Here is a 20,075-nt window from a genome sequence, read left to right on the forward strand (position 1 = left end):
GGCCACAGCAAACGGGAACTCGCACCATGTACATTAACCGGGCCCTGCTCCTTGTAATGGGGTTGGCTTTTATTTTCCTGCCCGCAATTGAGCAGTGGTTGTGGCAGGCGGATACCGGCTGGTACCGGCCATTCCTGCTCTGGTTCGCGGCAGTGCTGGCCGCGTGGTGGAACCAGTTCCGCAGGTACCCGGATGAGCTTTAGTCTCCCCGAAATCCTGTTGGCCATCGTGGGTTACCTGCTGGTGCTGTTCCTGGTTGCCCATCTTGCGGAGCGCGGCATACTGTCGCGACGTATCACCCATCATCCGGCAACCTACGTGCTGTCCCTGGCCGTCATCGCCGGTGCCATGGCCAGCAACGCCATTTTCGAACTGGCTTACCGCTATGGCTACGGTTACCTGCTTTACTATCTAGGGGTGGTGCTGATGTTCCTGGTCGGCACACTGCTGCTGCTGCCATTATTGCGCCTGTGCCGGGTCTACCAGCTGGCCTCCCTGGCCGACGTACTCACTTTCCGGTTTCGCAGCCACCGGGTGGGGGCCGCTATCACCCTGGCGATGTGCCTGACCCTGATGCCCCTGCTGGCGCTACAAATACAGGCAGTCGCCGACAGCATTCATATTCTTGCCGGCGCGCCGGACCGATTAATGCCCGCGGTCCAGCGCCAGGACACCCTTGCCCTGTTGTTCTGCATCATTATTATTGTCTTCGCCATTCTTTTTGGCACCCGCAACCTGACATCAGAGCGACGCAACATTGGCCTGGTAACTGCCGTGGCCTTTGAATCCCTGGTCAAACTCGCCGCAATGCTGGTGATGATGTGGCTGGCGGTACAACAGGTATTTGGTGGTTTTGGCGGCCTTGACGCCTGGCTGGCTACTACACCGACAGCCAGGGCAGTGATTGAGCAGCCACTACACGGCGATGCTGCGCGGGTACTGTTACTGGTTTTCTTTGCCGGCGCGGTCTGCATGCCACACATCTTCCACATGGCCTTTGCCGAGAACAAGGAGTCCCAGGATCTGCGGGCTGCCAGCTGGGGCCTGCCGCTGTACCTGTTATTGCTGGCAATTCCGGTATTGCCCCTGGCCTGGGCGGGCATGCGTCTTGAGCACGACCTGCCAGCAGGTTATACCGGCCTCGCCATAGGCATGGCCCTGGAGTCACCCGGCTTTATTGCGCTGGCCTTTGTTGCCGGGCTGTCTGCCGCCAGTACCGCCATCATTGTCGCCACCCTGGCGCTCGCCAACATGTGCCTGAATCACCTTATCCTGCCTCAGCAAATGCTTGCGATTCGCAGTGACCAGAGCCTTTACTCCCAGCTTAAGTGGCTACGCAGAGGCCTGATTACCGTACTGATCCTGGCGGGATACGGCTTTTTCATGGCCGTAAACGGTAAGCAGAGTCTGGCGGAACTGGGGCTGGTAGCCTTTGCCGGCACCGTACAGTTCCTGCCGGGGATCGTCGCCACCCCCTACTGGGCTGGCGCCAACCGCAAGGGACTGATCAGCGGCCTGGTGGTGGGCCTGGCACTATGGTTCCTGCTCATGCTGCTGCCGGTAATGGGCATTGAGCAGCCTTCGTGGCTGGCAATGATCGCCGGCCGATGGTTCAGTCACGGCGACAATGCCTGGGCAGTGGCCAGCATCATGGCTCTGGGTGCCAATCTGGCACTGTTTATCGTGGTATCGCTGCTGACTACCACGACTGAAGAAGAGCGCGTGGCCGCGGAAATCTGCTCGATGGATTTACTCAGCCGGCCGTCGAGACGGACTCTCACGGTACATAGTGCCGGCGAATTCAGCCAGCAGCTGGCGGCGGGGCTGGGCGAGGCCACGGCGCATGCCGAAGTCGCACGGGCGCTACGGGAATTACAGTTCAACGAGGATGAAACACGGCCCTATGCCCTGCGCCGCCTGCGCAGCCGCATTGAGGCAAACCTGTCCGGGCTGCTGGGGCCGGCGGTAGCTTTCGGTATCGTCAATCGCTGCATTCCCTTCGCCAATAAACCCGGCGGCACTGGTGGGGACATTTTCCTGATTGAGCGCCGGCTGGACCAGGCTGGCGGACAGTTTACCGGGCTCGCCGCTGAGCTGGACAATCTGCGTCGCCACTATCGCCAGACCCTGGACAATTTGCCGATCGGCGTGTGCTCACTGACCAATGACGGTGAGCTGCTGCTGTGGAACAGAAGCATGCAGCGCATCACGGGCATCGCCTCGTCTACCGTGCTCGGCTCATTACTGTCGTCGCTGCCAACGCCCTGGCGGGAGATCATCACTAATTTCCTCTATGAAGATGCCGATACGATCCTCAAGCGGGAAGTGACCCTGGGCGAAGGAGGGTCGCGCTGGATCAGCATGCACAAGGCCAGCGCGGGCGGCGACCAGGACGGCGACCAGATCGTACTGATCGAGGACATCTCGGACTACGAACTACTGGAACAGGAATTACTGCACAGTGAACGACTCGCTTCCATAGGCCGCCTGGCGGCCGGGGTCGCCCATGAAATCGGCAACCCCATTACCGGCATCGCCTGCCTGGCGCAAAATCTGGAATACGAAGAAGACCCCGAAGAGGTGCACGAAACCGCACGGGACATTCTCAAACAGACTGAACGCGTCAGCCGCATTGTGGACTCGCTGGTCAATTTTTCCCACGCCGGATCCGGTGCCGGCGATGTTCGACTGGAGCCCTGCAACCTGGCCGACTGCGTTGATGAAGCCATCCATCTGCTGCAGCTTGACCGCCAGGCCAAGGCGCTGGATTTCGAAAATCACTGTGACCGGGAACTGTTGGTACTCGCCGATGCCCAACGTCTGTTGCAGGTATTCGTCAACCTGCTGGGTAACGCCCGCGATGCCAGCGAAAACGGCGGTCGGGTAGTGGTCAGCGCTTCAGTCAGCGACAGCCGGGCCTTGATAGAGGTAGAGGACCAGGGCTGTGGCATACCGATTGAGCTGCAAAACCAGGTGTTCGAGCCTTTTTTCACCACCAAGGAGCCCGGCGAGGGCACCGGCCTGGGCTTGGCGCTGGTTTACAGCATCATGGACGACATGGGCGGCAGCGTGCAGATCCAGAGCCCCCTGGGGCCGCCGCCCGCCGCCGGAACTCGAATCTGCCTGCAATTACCCGTCTGCCAGTACGACAGCCTGTTTCAGGTGTAACCCGGGGCAAGCATGCTGTCTATACCGCGACTGGAAAAAAAGTAACAGGCAGGGTATGTTGTGTCGTACGTTCCCGGAAGGTAACACTTTATGCAGAAAATACTTGTGGTGGAAGACGAGTCGGTCATCAGGACGGCTCTGCGACGACTACTCGAGCGCAACGACTACAGCGTTGCCGAGGCCGCATCCGTACAGGAAGCGGAGTCCAAGCATATTCTCAGCGATTTTGACCTGGTCATTTCCGATCTGCGCCTCCCCGGCGCGCCGGGTACGGACCTGATCAAGAAAGCCGGCGATGTGCCGGTGCTGATTATGACCAGCTATGCCAGCCTGCGTTCTGCGGTAGACTCCATGCGCATGGGGGCGGTTGATTATATCGCCAAGCCTTTCGATCACGGCGACATGATCTCCGCGGTCGAGCGCATCATCGCCGACCACCCCACCACGCGCGCGGCCAACAGCCCGCAAAGCCCTCCTCCGGGAAGCGAACACCGGCTCGCCGGAATGATCGGCAATTGCCCTGCGATGATGACGCTGGCCACCCATATCCGCAAAATGGCTCCCACGGACTCCACCGTACTGGTGCTTGGCGAAACCGGTACCGGCAAGGAACTGGTGGCACGCAGTGTGCACCAGCACAGTAAACGGGCCGACAAGACGCTTATCTGTGTCAACTGTGCGGCGATCCCCGACACCCTGATTGAATCGGAACTGTTCGGCTACGAAAAAGGCGCCTTCACTGGCGCCAACGCCAGTCGCATGGGCCTCATCGAGGCTGCAGACGGCGGCACTCTGTTTCTCGATGAGATTGGGGAGCTGCCGATGGAGGCCCAGGCCCGTCTGCTGCGATTCATTCAGGAAGGCGAAATCCGTCGCATCGGGTCCGTGCATTCCCGCAAGGTCAACGTACGACTGATTTGTGCGACCCACCGCAACCTGCACAGCCTGTCGGCTGAGGGCCTGTTTCGCCAGGATCTGTACTACCGCATTAACGTTCTACGCCTGATGCTGCCCGCCCTGCGCGAACGCGGCAAGGATATACTGCACCTGGCCGAGCGCCTGCTACAGGTCCAGGCAGAGCGTCTGGGCAAAGGCGAAATGGAACTCTCTCCCAAGGCGATCCAGGCTATCACCACCTACCAGTGGCCCGGCAATGTACGCGAGCTGGAGCATGCCATTGAGCGTGCCGTGGTCTTGTCGGACAGCAGTGAAATCGACAATGAGGCCCTGGGCATAGACCTTGAACTGGTCAATATCAACCGCATTCGCGGCAGCCACGGCATTCATACTGTGGCCCACCATACGCCGCGCAATATAACCTCGGACCCTGCTGAAGACCTTTCGCTGGAAGACTATTTCCAGCGCTTTGTGCTGGAGCACCAGGACTCAATGAGTGAAACAGAGCTGGCGCAGAAACTCGGGATCAGCCGCAAGTGTCTTTGGGAGCGACGCCAGCGCTTTGAAATTCCCCGCAAGAAGACCTCTGGTCTGCCCGGCCGTAGCCGTAAAGCAGTATCCTGAGCGTTACCGCATTGCGCGCATGTAACAGGCATCGGAGTAAAACCGTAACAACTCCCTTGATTTACGACATCTGAAAACCATCCAGAAATTTTTAACTATTTGTTTTCATTGAAAAAAGCATTTTCTGGCACGCACTCTGCAATATATTAACCGGCAAGTTAAATAAGAATAACAAACAGCCGCAATAAAAATAACAGAGTCACTATGGACCTGGATGGGGAAGAAACTTTCCCCTTCAATTTCCTGACCTCAATGCGCCAATAATATAAAAGCATGGCTGCATAACAATAATCCGCACGTGAGACCTGGATGGGGAAAACGCTGTTTTCCCTGTCTCCTTATGTTTGAGCCCTGCTATGTATGAGCTATCCCCCAAATCGTCACTTTGGGCACGCATGTGTGCTAGACTGCGCCGAGTTTCAGCTTCCTCACAAGGCAGTCAAGGCTTGAAGGTCATCCCCAGGGATCAGCACTGCATATCCCGTAAAAACATCAGCGACAACGCCCTCAAGGTCATGTCGCGACTACGCAACAGCGGGCACCAGGCCTACCTTGTCGGAGGCGCGGTGCGGGACCTGTTGCTGGGGGCCATCCAAAGGACTTTGATATTGCCACGGATGCCACGCCCGAGGAGGTCCACGCCGTCTTCCGCAACTCCCGCATTATCGGTCGGCGCTTCCGCATTGTGCATGTCAGCTTTGGCCGCGAGGTCATTGAAGTGACCACTTTTCGCGGCCATCACGACTCCGATTCCACTCCGGGCAAGGGCAAGGCCTCCAGCCATTCGCGGCAGTCCGACAAGGGGCTGCTGCTGCGCGACAATGTATTTGGTACGCTCGAGGAAGACGCCGTGCGCCGCGACCTGACGGTGAATGCCCTCTACTACGATTCCGCCTCCTTTGAAATCTACGATCACGTCAACGGCATGCGGGATATAGAGCGTCGCAACATCCGCATCATTGGCGACCCGGAGGTACGTTTTCGGGAAGATCCGGTACGGATGCTTCGCGCAGTGCGCTTTGCGGCCAAGTTACAGTTTGATATCGACCAGGACACGGCCGATGCCATTCCGCGTTGCGCGCGGCTGCTGGGTGAGATACCGCCGGCGCGCCTGTTCGACGAATTCCTGAAGCTGTTTTTTGCGGGCTATGCTGGGCGCACGCTCGAGCAACTGCTCGCCCATGACCTGCTGCGCTACCTGTTCCCCGACAGTGACTACGAAATACGCCAGGACAAGGTGGCAATGGCGCTGGTCGAGGCGGCCATGAACAGCACCGACAGACGCATTCAGGACGGCAAGACAGTGACACCGGCCTTTCTCCTGGCGGCGTTGTTATGGCCCGTGGCAGACCGCCTGGCAGACCAGCTGCACGACCGCGGCGACCCCCCGGTAGCCGCCATGCACAATGCCTCCCAACAGGTCATTGCCGGCGCCATGGGCACACTCTCAATTCCCCGGCGTTTCAGCATGCCGATGCGCGAAATATGGGAGTTTCAGCATAAGCTGGAGCGACGCAAGGGCCGCAAGGCAGAGGAGCTGGTGCAGAATCGCCGTTTCCGGGCAGCTTATGATTTCCTGCTCCTGCGAGAGCTGGCGGGCGAGGATACCGGTGACGTCGGCAGCTGGTGGACAGAGTTCCAGGAACTCCCTTCGACGCAGCAATTACAGGCCACCGTTGACCACACGCCACCGGAGCGTACCCGACGCCGCCGGCCCCGCAAGCGCCGCCCCTCGGCAGACTGATGCCGGTCGCCTACATTGCGCTGGGCAGTAACCTTGGGCATCCGGCCCGGCAGCTGCAGGCTGCGGTAAATGCAATGGCAAGGTTGGAAAAATCTCGGATCATCGCCGGCTCTTCCGTCTACAACAGCACAGCCGTCGGCCCCGGTGAGCAGCCCGATTATCTCAACGCCGTACTGGCCATGACGACAGAACTTGGCCCCGAGGAACTGCTGGACACGCTCCAGGCGATAGAGAAAGTCCAGGGGCGCGAACGCACTGTGCGCTGGGGTCCACGGCCAATTGATCTCGATATACTGCTGTTCGGGGACCAGGCCATCAGTACGCCCAGGCTACAGGTTCCGCACCCGGCCATGGCACAACGCCACTTCGTACTTTATCCTCTCGCTGAGATCTGCGATAAGCACCGGCTGCTACCGTCTGGGGTTACTCTTGGCGCCCTGTTGGCAGCCTGCCCGAAGCAGGGACTGGAACGCGACCAGACCGTACTTGATTATCATCTTCAGCAGAGACCGGAGCCCGGGCCTTGAGAAATGAACCTACACCGACCAGTGTTGACCTGAAGGGACGCACACCACCGGCATTCATCGCGGTAGAAGGCCCCATCGGCGTTGGCAAAACCACGCTGGCGAAACGTCTCGCGGCCACCTTCAACTATGACACCCTGCTCGAGGACGCCGAGCGCAATCCGTTTCTGGAACGATTTTATCGCAACCCCAAGGAGGCGGCACTGGCAACCCAGTTGTCTTTCCTGTTCCAGCGCGCGCAAAAGATCAGTGACATGCGCCAGGCGGATATTTTTTCACCTGTCAGGGTTGCAGACTTCCTGATTGAAAAGGACCCCCTGTTTGCCAGGGTCAATCTGGACCGGGACGAGTTTGACCTGTACCAGCGTGTCTACCGGCAATTACTGATCGACCCGCCACAGCCGGACCTGGTGGTGTATCTCCAGGCACCCACCAATGTATTGCTATCGCGCATCAATGACCGCGGCATAGCTCATGAACGGGCTCTGGGGCGCGACTATCTCGAGCGCTTGAACGAAGTGTACAGTGAGTTTTTTCTGTATTACGATGGCGTTCCGCTATTGATAGTCAATGCCAGCGAGATAGATCTCGCCAATGACGACCAGGACTATCGGCATCTGGTGGATTACCTGCTGGATATCCGCAGCGGTCGCCATTACTTCAACCCCACGTTTTTTGGATAGTTAAGCGCATGGGCAAAATCACCATCAGTACCCTGGATAAGATGAAGGCCTCCGGGGACAAGTTCGTTTGCATAACGGCCTATGATGCGACCTTCTCACGCCTGGTTTCCGAAGCCGGGGCAGAGACTATTCTGGTCGGCGACTCATTGGGCATGGTCCTGCAGGGTCACGACAGCACTATCCCGGTTACCGTCGAGCATATGGAATATCACACCCAGTGCGTGTGTCGTGGCAATCCCAACTCGCTGGTCATAGCCGACATGCCTTTCATGACCTACGCCAATCCCAAACAGGCGATGACCAATGCAACCCGGCTCATGCAAGCGGGTGCGCAGATGGTCAAGATGGAGGGAGGCACCTGGCTATCCGACACCATCTCGAAACTGGTTGAGCGCGGCATCCCGGTCTGCGCGCACCTTGGTCTCACTCCGCAATCGGTTAACGCGCTCGGTGGTTTTCGCGTACAGGGCCGCACCCCCAAGGAGGCCAAGTCCATCCTCGCGGATGCCGTGGAGATCCAGGATGCCGGAGCCAGCCTGCTGGTGCTGGAATGTATCCCGGCCCACCTGGCGACCGACATCAGTGAAAAGCTGGATATCCCGGTTATCGGTATTGGCGCGGGCGCCGGCACGGATGCCCAGGTACTGGTGATGCACGATCTGCTGGGGCTATCCCAGCACAGTGCCCGCTTCGTGCAAAACTTCATGGAAGGACAAAACACTATCCAGAGCGCGTTGCAGGCCTTCGTCGCCGCAGTGAAAGCGGGCGAGTATCCCCGCGACGAACACACCTACCTTTAGCAAGACCTCCCATAGCAGTGAGCGCTCACATACAACGATGTTACGACCATCAGTAACGGGTTGTTTGGTAACAAAAAGCGGCGAACTTTCAGCGAAAATCCGTTGCTGGCCATCTACCCATGGGGCATACTGCCCAACCTTCCATCATACTGTCAGCAGTTGATGAAGCCTGACGACCAGATTGTTCCGGTCTCGTGTCACCCTTTCCGTACTGCGGGGGTTATATAGATATGAGAACTTTTACCAGTATTACACAGCTGCAGACAGCACTCCGGGACTGCCGGCAACAGGGCCAGACCATCGCGTTTGTGCCCACCATGGGCAATTTGCACGAGGGACACCTGGATCTCACACGCCACGCTCGCAGCCTTTGCGACATTGTCGTGGTCAGTATTTTTGTCAATCCCCTGCAATTCGGTCCCAGTGAAGACCTGGATGCCTACCCCCGAACTCTAGCGGCCGACAAGGAAAAACTGTTCGCAGAGGGTGTGCAGTTCCTGTTTATACCCGGAGCGGCCGATATCTATCCCGAAGGCATGGATTTGCAAACCCAGGTGCAGGTGCCGGATCTCTCAGAAACCCTCTGCGGCACCAGCCGTCCCGGTCACTTCACCGGTGTTACCACTGTCGTCAACAAACTGTTCAACATTGTCCAGCCGACCATAGCGGTATTCGGGGAGAAGGATTTCCAGCAATTGTCCATTGTCCGCAAAATGGTCAAGGACCTGTGTATTCCCGTGCGAATTGAAGGTGTCGCCACCGCGCGTGATACTGACGGGCTTGCCAAAAGCTCGCGCAACAGCTTCCTCACCCCCGAACAGCGACGGGTTGCGCCTTTGATTCACGCTACCCTGCTCAGCTGTCGGGATGCCATTGCCTGTGGTTTCGACAACTTCCTGCAGCTGGAATCCCACGCCCGGATGCAGTTGTTACAGGCGGGCTTTGAGCCCGACTACTTTGCCATACGTGATGCACGTACTTTGCGCGCGGTTAACGAGAACACCGAAGAAATTGCCATCCTGGCCGCGGCACGCCTGGGCTCTACCCGCCTGATTGATAATGTTCGCCTGGCGCTGAACCCGGTATCGGACTGGGGCATGCTCGCCTCCCCCTGAACCGGGGCCCTTCGCTTGCACCTGTGAGCAAGGATAGTATTATCCGCTCTCCAGTAATAAAACAGCAGAGAGCGTTGCCCATGTCCGAGTTTCCCATCCACCCGGTTCCCCCCCATTTTGCCGACGCGCATATCAATGCGAAGACCTACGCCGCACTGTACCAGCGTTCGATTGATGATCGGGACGGCTTCTGGGCCGACATGGCAACTGAGTTCCTGTCCTGGGACCAGCCCTGGCATACCGTGGTTGAGGGTGATTTCAGCAAGGGCGAAGCGCGCTGGTTTGGCGGCGGCAAACTCAATGTCAGCTACAACTGCATCGATCGACACCTGCCCGAGCGGGCCGGGCAGACCGCGCTGATCTGGGAGGGCGACAATCCCGCCGACAGCGAACATATCAGTTACTCCCAGCTGCACGAGCGGGTCTGCCGACTGGCCAACGTGCTCCGGGCACGGGGGGTCGGTAAGGGTGATCGAGTGTGTATCTACATGCCGATGATTCCCGAGGCAGCCTACGCCATGCTCGCCTGTGCGCGCATCGGTGCCATCCATTCCGTGGTATTCGGCGGCTTTTCCCCCACTGCCATTACCGACCGTATCCTGGATGCGGACTGCCGCACGGTCATCACCGCTGACGAGGGTCGCCGGGGTGGCAAGGTTGTGCCCCTGAAGACCAATGTCGATACCGCACTGACCTCCTGTCCCAACGTTCATACCTGCCTGGTAGTGCGGGTAACCGGTTCCACACAGGCGTGGCAGGAAGGCCGCGACATCTGGTACCACGAGGCCACGACAGAGGTCGCACGTGAGTGTTCGCCGGAACTCATGGATGCAGAGGACCCTCTGTTCATTCTCTATACCTCGGGTTCCACCGGCAAGCCCAAAGGGGTCCTGCATACCACCGGCGGCTACCTGCTACAGGCAGCGATGACCTTCAAATACACATTCGACTACCGCGAAGGTGAAGTCTTCTGGTGTACCGCGGATGTCGGTTGGGTAACCGGTCACACCTATATCCTGTATGGCCCCCTGGCCAACGGCGCCATCTCGCTGATGTTCGAGGGAGTTCCCACCTACCCGGATGCGGGCCGCTGCTGGGAGATCGTGGACAAGCACCAGGTAAATACCTTTTACACCGCCCCCACCGCTATCCGGGCCCTTCATGCCGTGGGGGACGCGCCGGTCAAGCGCAGCTCCCGGGACAGCCTGCGCCTGCTTGGTTCGGTCGGCGAGCCGATCAACCCGGAAGCCTGGGAATGGTATTACCGGGTCGTGGGAGATTCCCGCTGCCCGATCGTGGATACCTGGTGGCAGACTGAAACCGGCGCCCAGATGATCACCCCCCTGCCTGGCGCAACCGACCTCAAGCCCGGCGCCGCCAGCATGCCCATGTTTGGTGTTGAACTTGCCCTGCTTGATGAAGGGGGCGCCGAAATCGAGGGCGCCGGTGCCGGCTACCTGGTCATAAAGTCCTCCTGGCCAAGCCAGATCCGCACCATCTATGGCGATCATCAACGCATGGTCGAGACCTATTTCAGCCATTATCCCGGTTATTATTTTACCGGCGATGGAGCCACCCGGGACCAGGACGGCTACTACTGGATTACCGGCCGGGTAGACGATGTGCTCAACATCTCCGGGCACCGCATGGGAACCGCCGAAATCGAGAGCGCACTGGTGTTACATGAGGATATCGCCGAGGCCGCCGTGGTGGGCTACCCCCACGACATCAAGGGCCAGGGCATCTACTGCTTCGTCACCCCGATGGATGGAGTGGAGCCCTCGGAATCGCTGCGCGCTGAGCTGGTAGCACTCTGTGCGACGGAAATCGGGGCCATTGCCAAGCCGGATGTGATCCAGTGGGCACCCGGGCTGCCCAAAACGCGGTCCGGGAAAATCATGCGCCGCATCCTGCGCAAAATCGCCGAAAACGAGGTCGGCAACCTGGGGGATATCAGCACCCTCGCCGACCCGTCAGTGGTTGACCACCTGGTGGCCAATCGCGTGCACCCGGAGAGTTAACCCAATTGCAGCGGCGCTATCCGGGCATCAATCAACCGTGGCCGAGCGTCCGCCAGTGCTTCAGTAAGCTGGGCACCAAAGTCCTCGGCTGTCAGGGCGCAAGTGGCGGTAACACCCATCCCCTGCGCCATGGCAACGAAGTCCATATCCGGTGACCCTATATCCAGTGAACTCGCCGCCTTGGGCCCGGGTTTGCCGCCACGCGCGCCGGTGCGCGCAAACTCCAGCTCGAGAATACTGTATTTGCGATTATTGAAGATCACCACGGTGATATCAAGCTGCTCCCGGGCCATCGTCCATAGCGCCTGGATGGTGTACATCGCACTGCCATCACCTTCAAGGCAGATCACTTCGCGCTCGGGGCAGGCGACGGCAGCACCTACGGCAGTAGGCAGGCCCCAGCCGATGGAACCACCGGTCTGGTTCAGCCAATCATGGGAACGGGCATTGGCGGTCATTGGGAAACAGGCCAGGCCGGAGGTAATCCCCTCGTCCACGACAATGGCATTTTCCGGCAGGCAATGGGACAACGCCTGCGCTATGGAGCTCACATCGAGTGCGCCTGAGGGCAGTGCAGGGACTTCCAGAGGGTGAACGTCAGGCGCAACGTGAATCGCGTCGAGCTGTTCCAGCAAGGCTTCGAGTGCCTGCTGAATATCCTCATCGGGTTCCGCGAGAACCAGTTCTTCGCACCCTTCGGGAGCAATGACGCTGGGTACGTCCGGGTAGGCAAAAAACGACACGGGGGCATCCGCGCCCAGTAAAATAAGTTGCTCGGTATCCTTGAGCTGGTCAATGGCCAGCTCGGCGAGATAGGGCAGGCGCTCCACGACCCCGGTACCCGCGCCCCGGCGAACATGGGAGGGGAATGTCTCGGTCATCACCCGCGCGCCGGTGGCCTTGCCAATCCGGCTCAACAGCAGGGTCTGCTCGCCGGTGACCTCGCGACCGCCAATCATGATTACCGTGCGCTTGCCCGAGCGCAGCATTGCAACCGCCTGCTGCAGGCGCTCCGCCGGCACCATTTCCGGACCGGAAATGGTTATCGCTGCAGCAGCCCCGGCAGGATTGTCCCCCCAGGACACGTCTGCCGGCAGTATAAGGGTCGCAACCCGGTCCAGCCCGGCCTGGCGCACTGCCTCGGCGGCGTCACCGGCAATCTTCTCCGGGCCTGGTGAGGAGTGCACCCAGTGCGACACGGTAGCGGCTATACCGGCAATATCAGACGTGAGCGGCGCATCGTAAGCCAGGTGGTAAGTAGCGTGATCGCCGACGATATTGACCATGGGGATATGGCCTTTTTTGGCATTGTGGATATTGGCCAGGGCATTGCCAAGGCCCGGGCCAAGGTGTAACAAGGTCGCAGCCGGCTTTCCCGCCATGCGTGCATAACCATCGGCGGCACCGCTGACAACACCCTCAAACAGGCACAGCACGGCACGCATGCCCTCGACCTCGTCCAGGGCCGCCACGAAATGCATTTCCGAGGTTCCGGGATTGGTAAAGCACGTATCTATCCCGCTATTCACCAGGGTCGTAATCAAGCTCTCTGCACCATTCATTGCTCGTTCCTCGTGTCTTGTTACCGGTTACGCTGACGACTCGCTTCCAGAGGGCGTCATTGCATCACGCAATACTGTTCACTCAATACCATGCAGCTGCGACGGCTTCCACCAGTGTACTGTATCGTCACCGAAACCACTCCCCACCAAAAAATAACGGCAATTCTTCGGCATCCACCAGGAGGGGGAGCCTGCTGCTCTACCCGATAGCAAAAAAAAGGGGGATACCGTTTGGTACCCCCCTTTTTTGGTGCCGGCGAGAGGTTCAGCTCTCGTCGGTTTCCTCTGTAGCTTCAGCGCTGCCGGTGTCGGTTTCTTCCAGCAGCTCCTTGATGGACAGCTTGATGCGACCACGCTGGTCGACATCGAGAACCTTCACGTCCACTTCCTGGCCTTCCTTCAGGTGATCTGACACATTTTCCACCCGCTCATTCGCGATCTGGGAGATGTGTACCAGGCCATCCTTGCCGGGCAGGATATTGACGAATGCGCCGAAGTCCACGATCCGGGCAACGGTGCCCCGGTAGACTGCGCCAACTTCCGCTTCCGCGGTGATTTCCTCGATCATTGCTACCGCTTTATCACGCGATGCCTGGTCCTGGCCAAACACACGCACGGTACCGCTGTCGTCGATGTCCACGGTGGCACCAGAGGCCTCGGTGATGGCGCGGATGGTGGCACCGCCCTTACCGATGATGTCACGGATCTTGTCCGCATCAACCTTGAGGGTGATCATGCTCGGTGCATTCTCGGACGTTACGGTACGTGCAGAGGCCAGTACCGTGTTCATCTGTCCCAGAATGTGCAAACGGGCCTGTTGCGCCTGTTGCAGAGCAATGTCCATGATCTGCTCGTTGATACCTTCGATCTTGATGTCCATCTGCAGGGCGGTCACGCCCGCGGCAGTACCGGCCACCTTGAAGTCCATGTCACCCAGGTGATCTTCATCACCGAGAATGTCGGTCAGCACAGCAAACTGGTTGCCTTCCTTGACCAGGCCCATGGCGATACCGGCAACCGGGGCGCTCAAAGGTACGCCCGCTGCCATCATTGCCAGGGAGCCGACACAGACCGACGCCATGGAGCTGGAGCCGTTGGATTCGGTGATTTCGGACACCAGGCGAATGGTATACGGGAACGCTTCTTCACTGGGCAGCACTGCCGCCAGGCCGCGACGGGCAAGACGACCGTGGCCCACTTCGCGACGATTGGTGAAACCAACCCGGCCGGCTTCGCCTACGGAGTAGGGAGGGAAGTTGTAATGCAGCATGAACGGATCGCGGCGCTCGCCTTCCAGGGCGTCGATGATCTGGCTATCGCGGGTGGACCCCAGCGTGACAGCACCAATCGCCTGGGTTTCACCCCGGGTGAACAGCGCTGACCCGTGTACTTTTGGCAGGATATCCACTTCACAGGCGATAGCGCGAACGGTCCGGGTATCACGGCCATCGATACGTGGCTCACCGGCAAGAATACGCTTGCGAACCAGGTTCTTCTCAACGCTTTTGAAGACATCCTTGACGTCGTCAGCGGACGGGCCGCCTTCTACTGCCAGTGCTTCAACACAGGCGTTGCGAATTTCGCTCACACGGTCATAACGAATGGCTTTCTCAGTGATACGATACGCTTCACCCAGCTCGTTCTTGACCTGTTGTTCAACCGCTTCGACCAGGCCTTCCGGAAACTCGGCGGGCTGCCAGTCCCAGCGCGGCTTGCCCGCTTCTGCGGTCAGTTCATTGATTGCCTGCACAACCACCTGCATTTCCTGGTGCGCAAACAGCACCGCGCCCAGCATCTGGTCTTCAGACAGTTCTTTCGCTTCCGACTCGACCATGAGTACCGCGTCGGCGGTACCGGCAACAACCATGTTGAGCTTGCTGTCGGCCAGTTCGGCATAGGTCGGGTTCAGCATGTAACCGCGTTCTTCGGTAAAGCCAACCCTGGCACCACCGATGGGGCCATTGAACGGGCAACCGGAAATCGCCAGTGCCGCCGAGGTGCCGATCATCGCCGCGATATCGGGGTCAACCTGCTTGTCCGCGGACATCACCGAACAGATGACCTGCACTTCGTTCATGAAGCCTTTCGGGAACAGCGGGCGAATGGGACGGTCGATGAGACGCGAGGTGAGCGTCTCCTTTTCGCTGGGGCGGCCTTCACGCTTGAAAAAACCGCCGGGTATCTTGCCGACCGCATAGGTTTTTTCGCCGTAATGCACGCCGAGCGGAAAAAAGGGCTGACCCGGCTTGGCGGTTCTCTCGGCGACAACGGTCACCAGGACTGCGGTATTTTCAATGGTCACCAGAACCGCGCCCGTCGCCTGCCTGGCGATTCGGCCGGTTTCCAGAGTGACCGTCTGGCCACCGTACTGAAATGTTTTTGTTACTGGATTCACTATGTTTCTCCAATTCTATATATGACTACCGGGGCACATGGCCCCGGTATGTGGTAGCGCTTATCGACGCAGACCGAGTCGCTTGATCAGATCGGTGTAACGCGCAACGTTCTTGCGCTTCAGGTAATCCAGCAGCTTGCGGCGCTGGTTGACCATACGGATCAGACCGCGACGGGAATGATGGTCGTGCTTGTGTTCCTGAAAGTGACTCTGCAGCTGAATAATGTTTGCTGTCAGCAGTGCAACCTGAACTTCCGGAGACCCGGTGTCACCTTCACTTGTCTGGTACTCTTTAACGATTTCCGCTTTCTTCTCAACTAATAAAGCCATGTCTGTTTCCTTTATTTAATCTGCCCTTGCCGCCGAGCCTTTGGTAGCCCAGCGACCATGAATAAAAAGAGCCTGTCCGTGCAGATTTACAGACAGGTTCGCGTCACCCCGAGGTGACTATCAGTCGACGCGGCGCAACGCGCCCATCGTCCAACATTTCTCCTACACCCAGAAACTCACCAGTTTCCAGCGCGACGCGCACCATACCATTTTGAGGCGCGTTTGGCACCAGTACCGGCTGGCCCTGGCGCAGGTAAAACCCACCGGATTCAGTCAGGCGCACCAGGGGCAAGCCCCCCAGCACCGTGTCTGCCGGCATCAGCAGCTCATCCATCGCGGACTGCTGATCATTATTCCTGAGCGCCTCCAGTGTTTCCAGGGTGACGCTGTCCTCCAGTGTAAAAGGCCCCGCCCTGGTGCGCCGCAAGGCACTGACATGGCCGCCGCAACCCAGGGCTTCGCCCAGGTCCTCGGCGATCGAGCGCACATACGTACCCTTGCTGCACTCGATATACACATCAATCTCGGCTCTCTCGCCGGGACGAAATGCCCGCAGTTGCAGCTCGAAAACCGTTATCCGGCGGCGCTTGCGCTCCACTTCCAGGCCCTTGCGGGCCAGTTTATACAGCGGCTGTCCCTCGTGCTTGATGGCAGAATACATTGATGGTATCTGCTCGATCTCGCCCCGAAATGCCACCAGTGCGGCATTCACTTCGGCTTCGGTCAAACCGCCGGCATCGTGAACAGCCAGCACTTCACCCTCGGCGTCACCGGTACTTCTGCGCTCTCCCAATACAAAGGTACTGGTATAGGCCTTGTCGGCATCCAGCAGGTACTGCGAAAACTTGGTCGCCTCTCCAAAACACAAGGGCAAAACCCCGGTGGCCAATGGATCCAGGCTGCCGGTGTGGCCGGCCTTCGCCGCCGTGTATAACCGCTTGACGCACTGCAGTGCCCTGTTGGAGCTTATCCCCAACGGCTTGTCCAACACCAGAATACCATCGACCAGGCGGCCCCGGCGCTGCCTCGCCATTACTTTTCCTCGCCGGCGTCGTCTTCGCGCAAACCCAGGTCACGGTCGGAATCGGCAGCGCGACGGATGAGGTCTTCCAGCTCCCGACCTCGGTCTACACTGGCGTCAAAATAAAATCTCAGCTGCGGCACACTGCGCATGCTGCTGTCCCGGGACACCTGGCTACGCAAAAACCCGGCCGCCTTGTTAAGTACTTCAGCAGTCTCTTTTGCCTCTTCAGCGGAATCGCTGCCCAGCCGGGTAAAATACACCTTGGCGTAACCCATATCGCGGCTGACGTCGACGCTGGTAATACTGACCATACCGATGCGCGGATCACGAAGCTCCCGCTGGATCAGTTGGGCAAGCTCGCGCTGCAAATAGTCCGCAACGCGCTGGGTGCGACTGTACTCTTTGGCCATAAGTTGCTTGCCCGTCTAGAGAGAACGGGCAATCTCCTTCACTTCAAAGACTTCAATCAGGTCACCGACCTTTACGTCATTGTAGTTCTTGACGCCGATACCGCACTCCACACCGTTGCGGACTTCGTTGGCTTCTTCCTTGAAGCGACGCAGAGACTCGAGTTCGCCCTGGTAGATCACCACGTTATCACGCAGGACCCGGATCGGCCGCGAACGATACACCGTGCCCTCGGTTACCATGCAGCCTGCAATCAGGCCGAACTTCGGTGAACGGAAGACATCGCGCACTTCGGCGATGCCGAGGATCTGCTCACGCATCTCCGGTGCCAGCATCCCGGTCAGCGCCGCTTTCACGTCGTCAATCAGGTCGTAAATGACATTATAGTAGCGCATATCGACGCCTTCGCTTTCGACCAGGCGCCGGGCCGCGTTATCCGCCCGTACATTGAAACCAAACACGACGGCACGCGATGTAATCGCCAGGTTGATGTCGGTCTCGGCAATACCGCCGACGCCGCCAAAAACGATGTTGACCTGTACTTCTTCATTACCCAGGTCAAGCAGCGCCGACTGAATAGCTTCCAGCGAGCCGCGTACATCGGTCTTGATAACCACATTGAGCGTTTTCTTCTCGCCCGCGGTCATGCTCTCGAACATATTGTCGAGCTTGGCCGCCTGCTGACGCTGCAGCTTGGATTCCCGGGTCTTGTCCTGGCGGAAAGTAGCCACTTCACGGGCACGCTTCTCGCTTTCGACGACCGCAAACAGGTCACCGGCATCCGGCGTACCGTCCAGGCCCAGAATCTCCACCGGGATACTGGGGCCGGCGGTCGTAACCGGCTGGGCGTTTTCGTCCAGCATGGCGCGCACCCGGCCGTACTGCAGCCCTGCCAGGACGATATCGCCCTGGCGCAAAGTGCCGCTCTGTACCAGCAGCGAGGCCACGGGGCCCCGGCCCTTGTCCAGCCGCGACTCGATGACGATGCCCTGCGCCGGCACATCCCGTGCCGCCTGCAGTTCCAGTACTTCCGCCTGCAACAAAACCGCATCCAGCAGATCGTCGATACCGTCACCCGTGTGGGCGGAGACCTCAATAAACTGGGTGTCACCACCCCAGTCCTCGGGGATAACATCCTTGCCCGCCAACTCGTTCTTGACCCGATCCGGATCTGCGCCTTCCTTGTCCATCTTGTTGATCGCCACGATCAACGGTACCTTGGCTGCGCGCGCGTGTTTCACCGCTTCCTCGGTCTGTGGCATCACACCGTCATCCGCAGCAACTACCAGGATCACGATATCCGTGGCCTGGGCACCGCGCGCCCGCATTGAGGTGAAGGCGGCGTGGCCGGGCGTATCGAGGAAGGAAATCATGCCGTGGCCGGTTTCCACATGGTAGGCACCGATATGCTGGGTAATACCACCCGCCTCGCCGGATGCCACCTTCGCCTTGCGGATGTAATCCAGCAGCGAGGTCTTGCCGTGGTCGACGTGACCCATCACGGTGACGACCGGAGCCCGTGGCTCCAGCGTGCCCTCGTGCAGGGACAAAGTTTCCTCAAGCTTTTCTTCCAGCGCATCGGCACTGATCAATACGGGCACATGGCCCATCTCCTCAACGAGCAGGATCGCGGTATCGCGATCGATCATCTGGTTGATGGTGGCCATCACACCGAGCTTCATCAGCTCCTTGATTACAGTGCCGGCCTTGACCGACATCTGTTGCGCAAGACCGCCAACCGACGTCATGTCGGCGAGCTCTACTTCATAGGTTTTCTTTTCAGTCGGCATTTCAAAACCATGCTTGGAATGCTCGGCATGAGCACCACCACCAGCGCGGACTTTCTTGCGACTACCGCGACGACGCCCCACACCCGACTCCGCGGACTCCAGATCCGACAGCGACAGGTTGTGACCACGCTGCTTGCCACGGCCCGCCGGGGCATTGCGACCGAGACGGCCACGCGCGGCTTTCTTGCGCTGTTCTTCGGTCTGGGCAGAAGCTGGAGCCGGGGCTTCGTGCAGGCGCTTGGGACGCTTGGCAGCCTCGCTTTCACGTTCCACCTTGGCCGCAGCCTCAGCCTTGAGCTGTTCTTCCTCAGCCGTGCGCGCCTCGGCAGCGGCTTTACGTGCCGCCAGCTCTTCAGCTTCCTTGGCCATGCGCCGGGTTGCCGCACGCTGGCGGATAACCTCGGGATCGAGATCCTTCTCATCTACCGGCTCGGGCTCGGGCTCAGGTTCGGGCTCTGGCTCGACTACCGGTTCCGGCACTGCTGCCGCAGCCGCAGCCGCAGCCGCTGCCTCTTGCTGGCGCTCGGCTTCCGCCGCCGCGTCGGCTATAACCTTGGCCTCCGCGGATGCCAGGGCTTCCGCTACGGCGCGCTCTTCTTCCCGCGCCGCGGCCTCCGCCGCTGCGACATCCTGCATTTCCGATTCAGGGCCTTCAGCATCGCGCTTCACGTAAGTACGCTTTTTACGTACCTCAACGTTAACGGTTTTCTTGCCCTGGGACCCGGATGTCCGCAGCGTGCTCAACGTCTTGCGCTTGAGCGTGATGCGCCGCGGCTCATCGGTCGATTCGCCATGACTACGCTTGAGAAACGCCAACAAGGTCTGCTTGTCTTCTTCCGACACAACCTGGCTCGCAGAGCCGTGAGGCAGGCCTGCTTCTTTCATCTGCGTGAGCAGACGTTCAACGGGTGCCCCCACTGTTTCTGCAAGTTGTTGTACTGTCACTTCCGCCATTCAATATTCTCCTAAAATCCTGTGAAGCCCTGATGC

General features: G+C 59.2%; 15 protein-coding genes. 9 read left to right on the forward strand and 6 right to left on the reverse strand.

Annotated elements, in window-relative coordinates; all coding sequences use genetic code 11:
* The first annotated feature begins 26 nt into the window (after nt 1-26).
* The 9 genes from CWI75_RS18470 (at nt 27) to acs (ending at nt 11,576) form a co-directional block, all read left to right on the forward strand.
* Nucleotides 27-203, forward strand: coding sequence for a hypothetical protein (locus CWI75_RS18470; protein ID WP_175580178.1), 177 nt, complete (start codon nt 27-29; stop codon nt 201-203).
* Entirely contained in the window at nt 193-3,168 is a 2,976-nt protein-coding gene (locus CWI75_RS00575) for an ATP-binding protein (RefSeq protein ID WP_101519527.1), read from the forward strand. The genes CWI75_RS18470 and CWI75_RS00575 overlap by 11 nt, the downstream gene beginning before the upstream one ends.
* Nucleotides 3,169-3,258: 90 nt before the next feature.
* Nucleotides 3,259-4,689, forward strand: a complete 1,431-nt coding sequence (locus CWI75_RS00580) for a sigma-54-dependent transcriptional regulator (protein ID WP_101519528.1) — start codon at nt 3,259-3,261, stop codon at nt 4,687-4,689.
* Nucleotides 4,690-5,296: 607 nt separating this feature from the next.
* A complete protein-coding gene (pcnB, locus tag CWI75_RS00585) occupies nt 5,297-6,433 on the forward strand; it encodes a polynucleotide adenylyltransferase PcnB (RefSeq protein ID WP_241521063.1) in 1,137 nt (378 codons plus the stop codon).
* The gene (gene folK, locus CWI75_RS00590; RefSeq protein WP_101519529.1) at nt 6,433-6,960 is read left to right on the forward strand and encodes a 2-amino-4-hydroxy-6-hydroxymethyldihydropteridine diphosphokinase; all 528 of its coding nucleotides are present in this window, start codon (nt 6,433-6,435) and stop codon (nt 6,958-6,960) included. Before pcnB ends, folK begins: the two co-directional genes overlap by 1 nt.
* Entirely contained in the window at nt 6,957-7,640 is a 684-nt protein-coding gene (locus CWI75_RS00595) for a deoxynucleoside kinase (RefSeq protein ID WP_101519530.1), read from the forward strand. The genes folK and CWI75_RS00595 overlap by 4 nt, the downstream gene beginning before the upstream one ends.
* 8 nt (nt 7,641-7,648) lie before the next feature.
* Entirely contained in the window at nt 7,649-8,440 is a 792-nt protein-coding gene (gene panB / locus CWI75_RS00600; RefSeq protein ID WP_101519531.1) for a 3-methyl-2-oxobutanoate hydroxymethyltransferase, read from the forward strand.
* Nucleotides 8,441-8,670: 230 nt separating this feature from the next.
* Nucleotides 8,671-9,555 carry a pantoate--beta-alanine ligase gene (gene panC, locus CWI75_RS00605; protein ID WP_101519532.1) on the forward strand — a complete coding sequence of 295 codons (885 nt, stop codon included), beginning with the start codon at nt 8,671-8,673 and terminating at the stop codon, nt 9,553-9,555.
* A gap of 80 nt (nt 9,556-9,635) precedes the next feature.
* Entirely contained in the window at nt 9,636-11,576 is a 1,941-nt protein-coding gene (gene acs, locus CWI75_RS00610; protein WP_101519533.1) for an acetate--CoA ligase, read from the forward strand.
* On the opposite strand, the gene CWI75_RS00615 is transcribed toward acs, so the two are convergent.
* The 6 genes from CWI75_RS00615 to infB form a co-directional block, all read right to left on the reverse strand.
* Nucleotides 11,573-13,138, reverse strand: coding sequence for an acetolactate synthase large subunit (locus CWI75_RS00615; RefSeq protein WP_101519534.1), 1,566 nt, complete (start codon nt 13,136-13,138; stop codon nt 11,573-11,575). The two genes, acs and CWI75_RS00615, sit on opposite strands and share 4 nt — an antisense overlap.
* A gap of 265 nt (nt 13,139-13,403) precedes the next feature.
* On the reverse strand, nt 13,404-15,533 hold the full coding sequence (pnp, locus tag CWI75_RS00620; protein ID WP_101519535.1) for a polyribonucleotide nucleotidyltransferase: 2,130 nt from the start codon (nt 15,531-15,533) through the stop codon (nt 13,404-13,406).
* A 60-nt stretch (nt 15,534-15,593) separates the two neighbouring features.
* A complete protein-coding gene (gene rpsO, locus CWI75_RS00625) occupies nt 15,594-15,863 on the reverse strand; it encodes a 30S ribosomal protein S15 (protein ID WP_101519536.1) in 270 nt (89 codons plus the stop codon).
* 103 nt (nt 15,864-15,966) lie between these two features.
* The gene (gene truB, locus CWI75_RS00630) at nt 15,967-16,896 is read right to left on the reverse strand and encodes a tRNA pseudouridine(55) synthase TruB (RefSeq protein ID WP_101519537.1); all 930 of its coding nucleotides are present in this window, start codon (nt 16,894-16,896) and stop codon (nt 15,967-15,969) included.
* Nucleotides 16,896-17,297: a 30S ribosome-binding factor RbfA gene (gene rbfA / locus CWI75_RS00635; RefSeq protein ID WP_101519538.1), complete on the reverse strand. Its 402-nt coding sequence runs from the start codon at nt 17,295-17,297 to the stop codon at nt 16,896-16,898. The genes truB and rbfA overlap by 1 nt, the downstream gene beginning before the upstream one ends.
* Before the next feature lie 15 nt (nt 17,298-17,312).
* Nucleotides 17,313-20,039 (reverse strand): translation initiation factor IF-2, encoded by a 2,727-nt coding sequence (infB, locus tag CWI75_RS00640; protein WP_101519539.1) that lies wholly within the window; start codon nt 20,037-20,039, stop codon nt 17,313-17,315.
* Nucleotides 20,040-20,075: the final 36 nt, after the last annotated feature.

It is taken from the genome of Kineobactrum sediminis (genome assembly GCF_002868715.1).
GTDB lineage: Bacteria > Pseudomonadota > Gammaproteobacteria > Pseudomonadales > Halieaceae > Kineobactrum > Kineobactrum sediminis.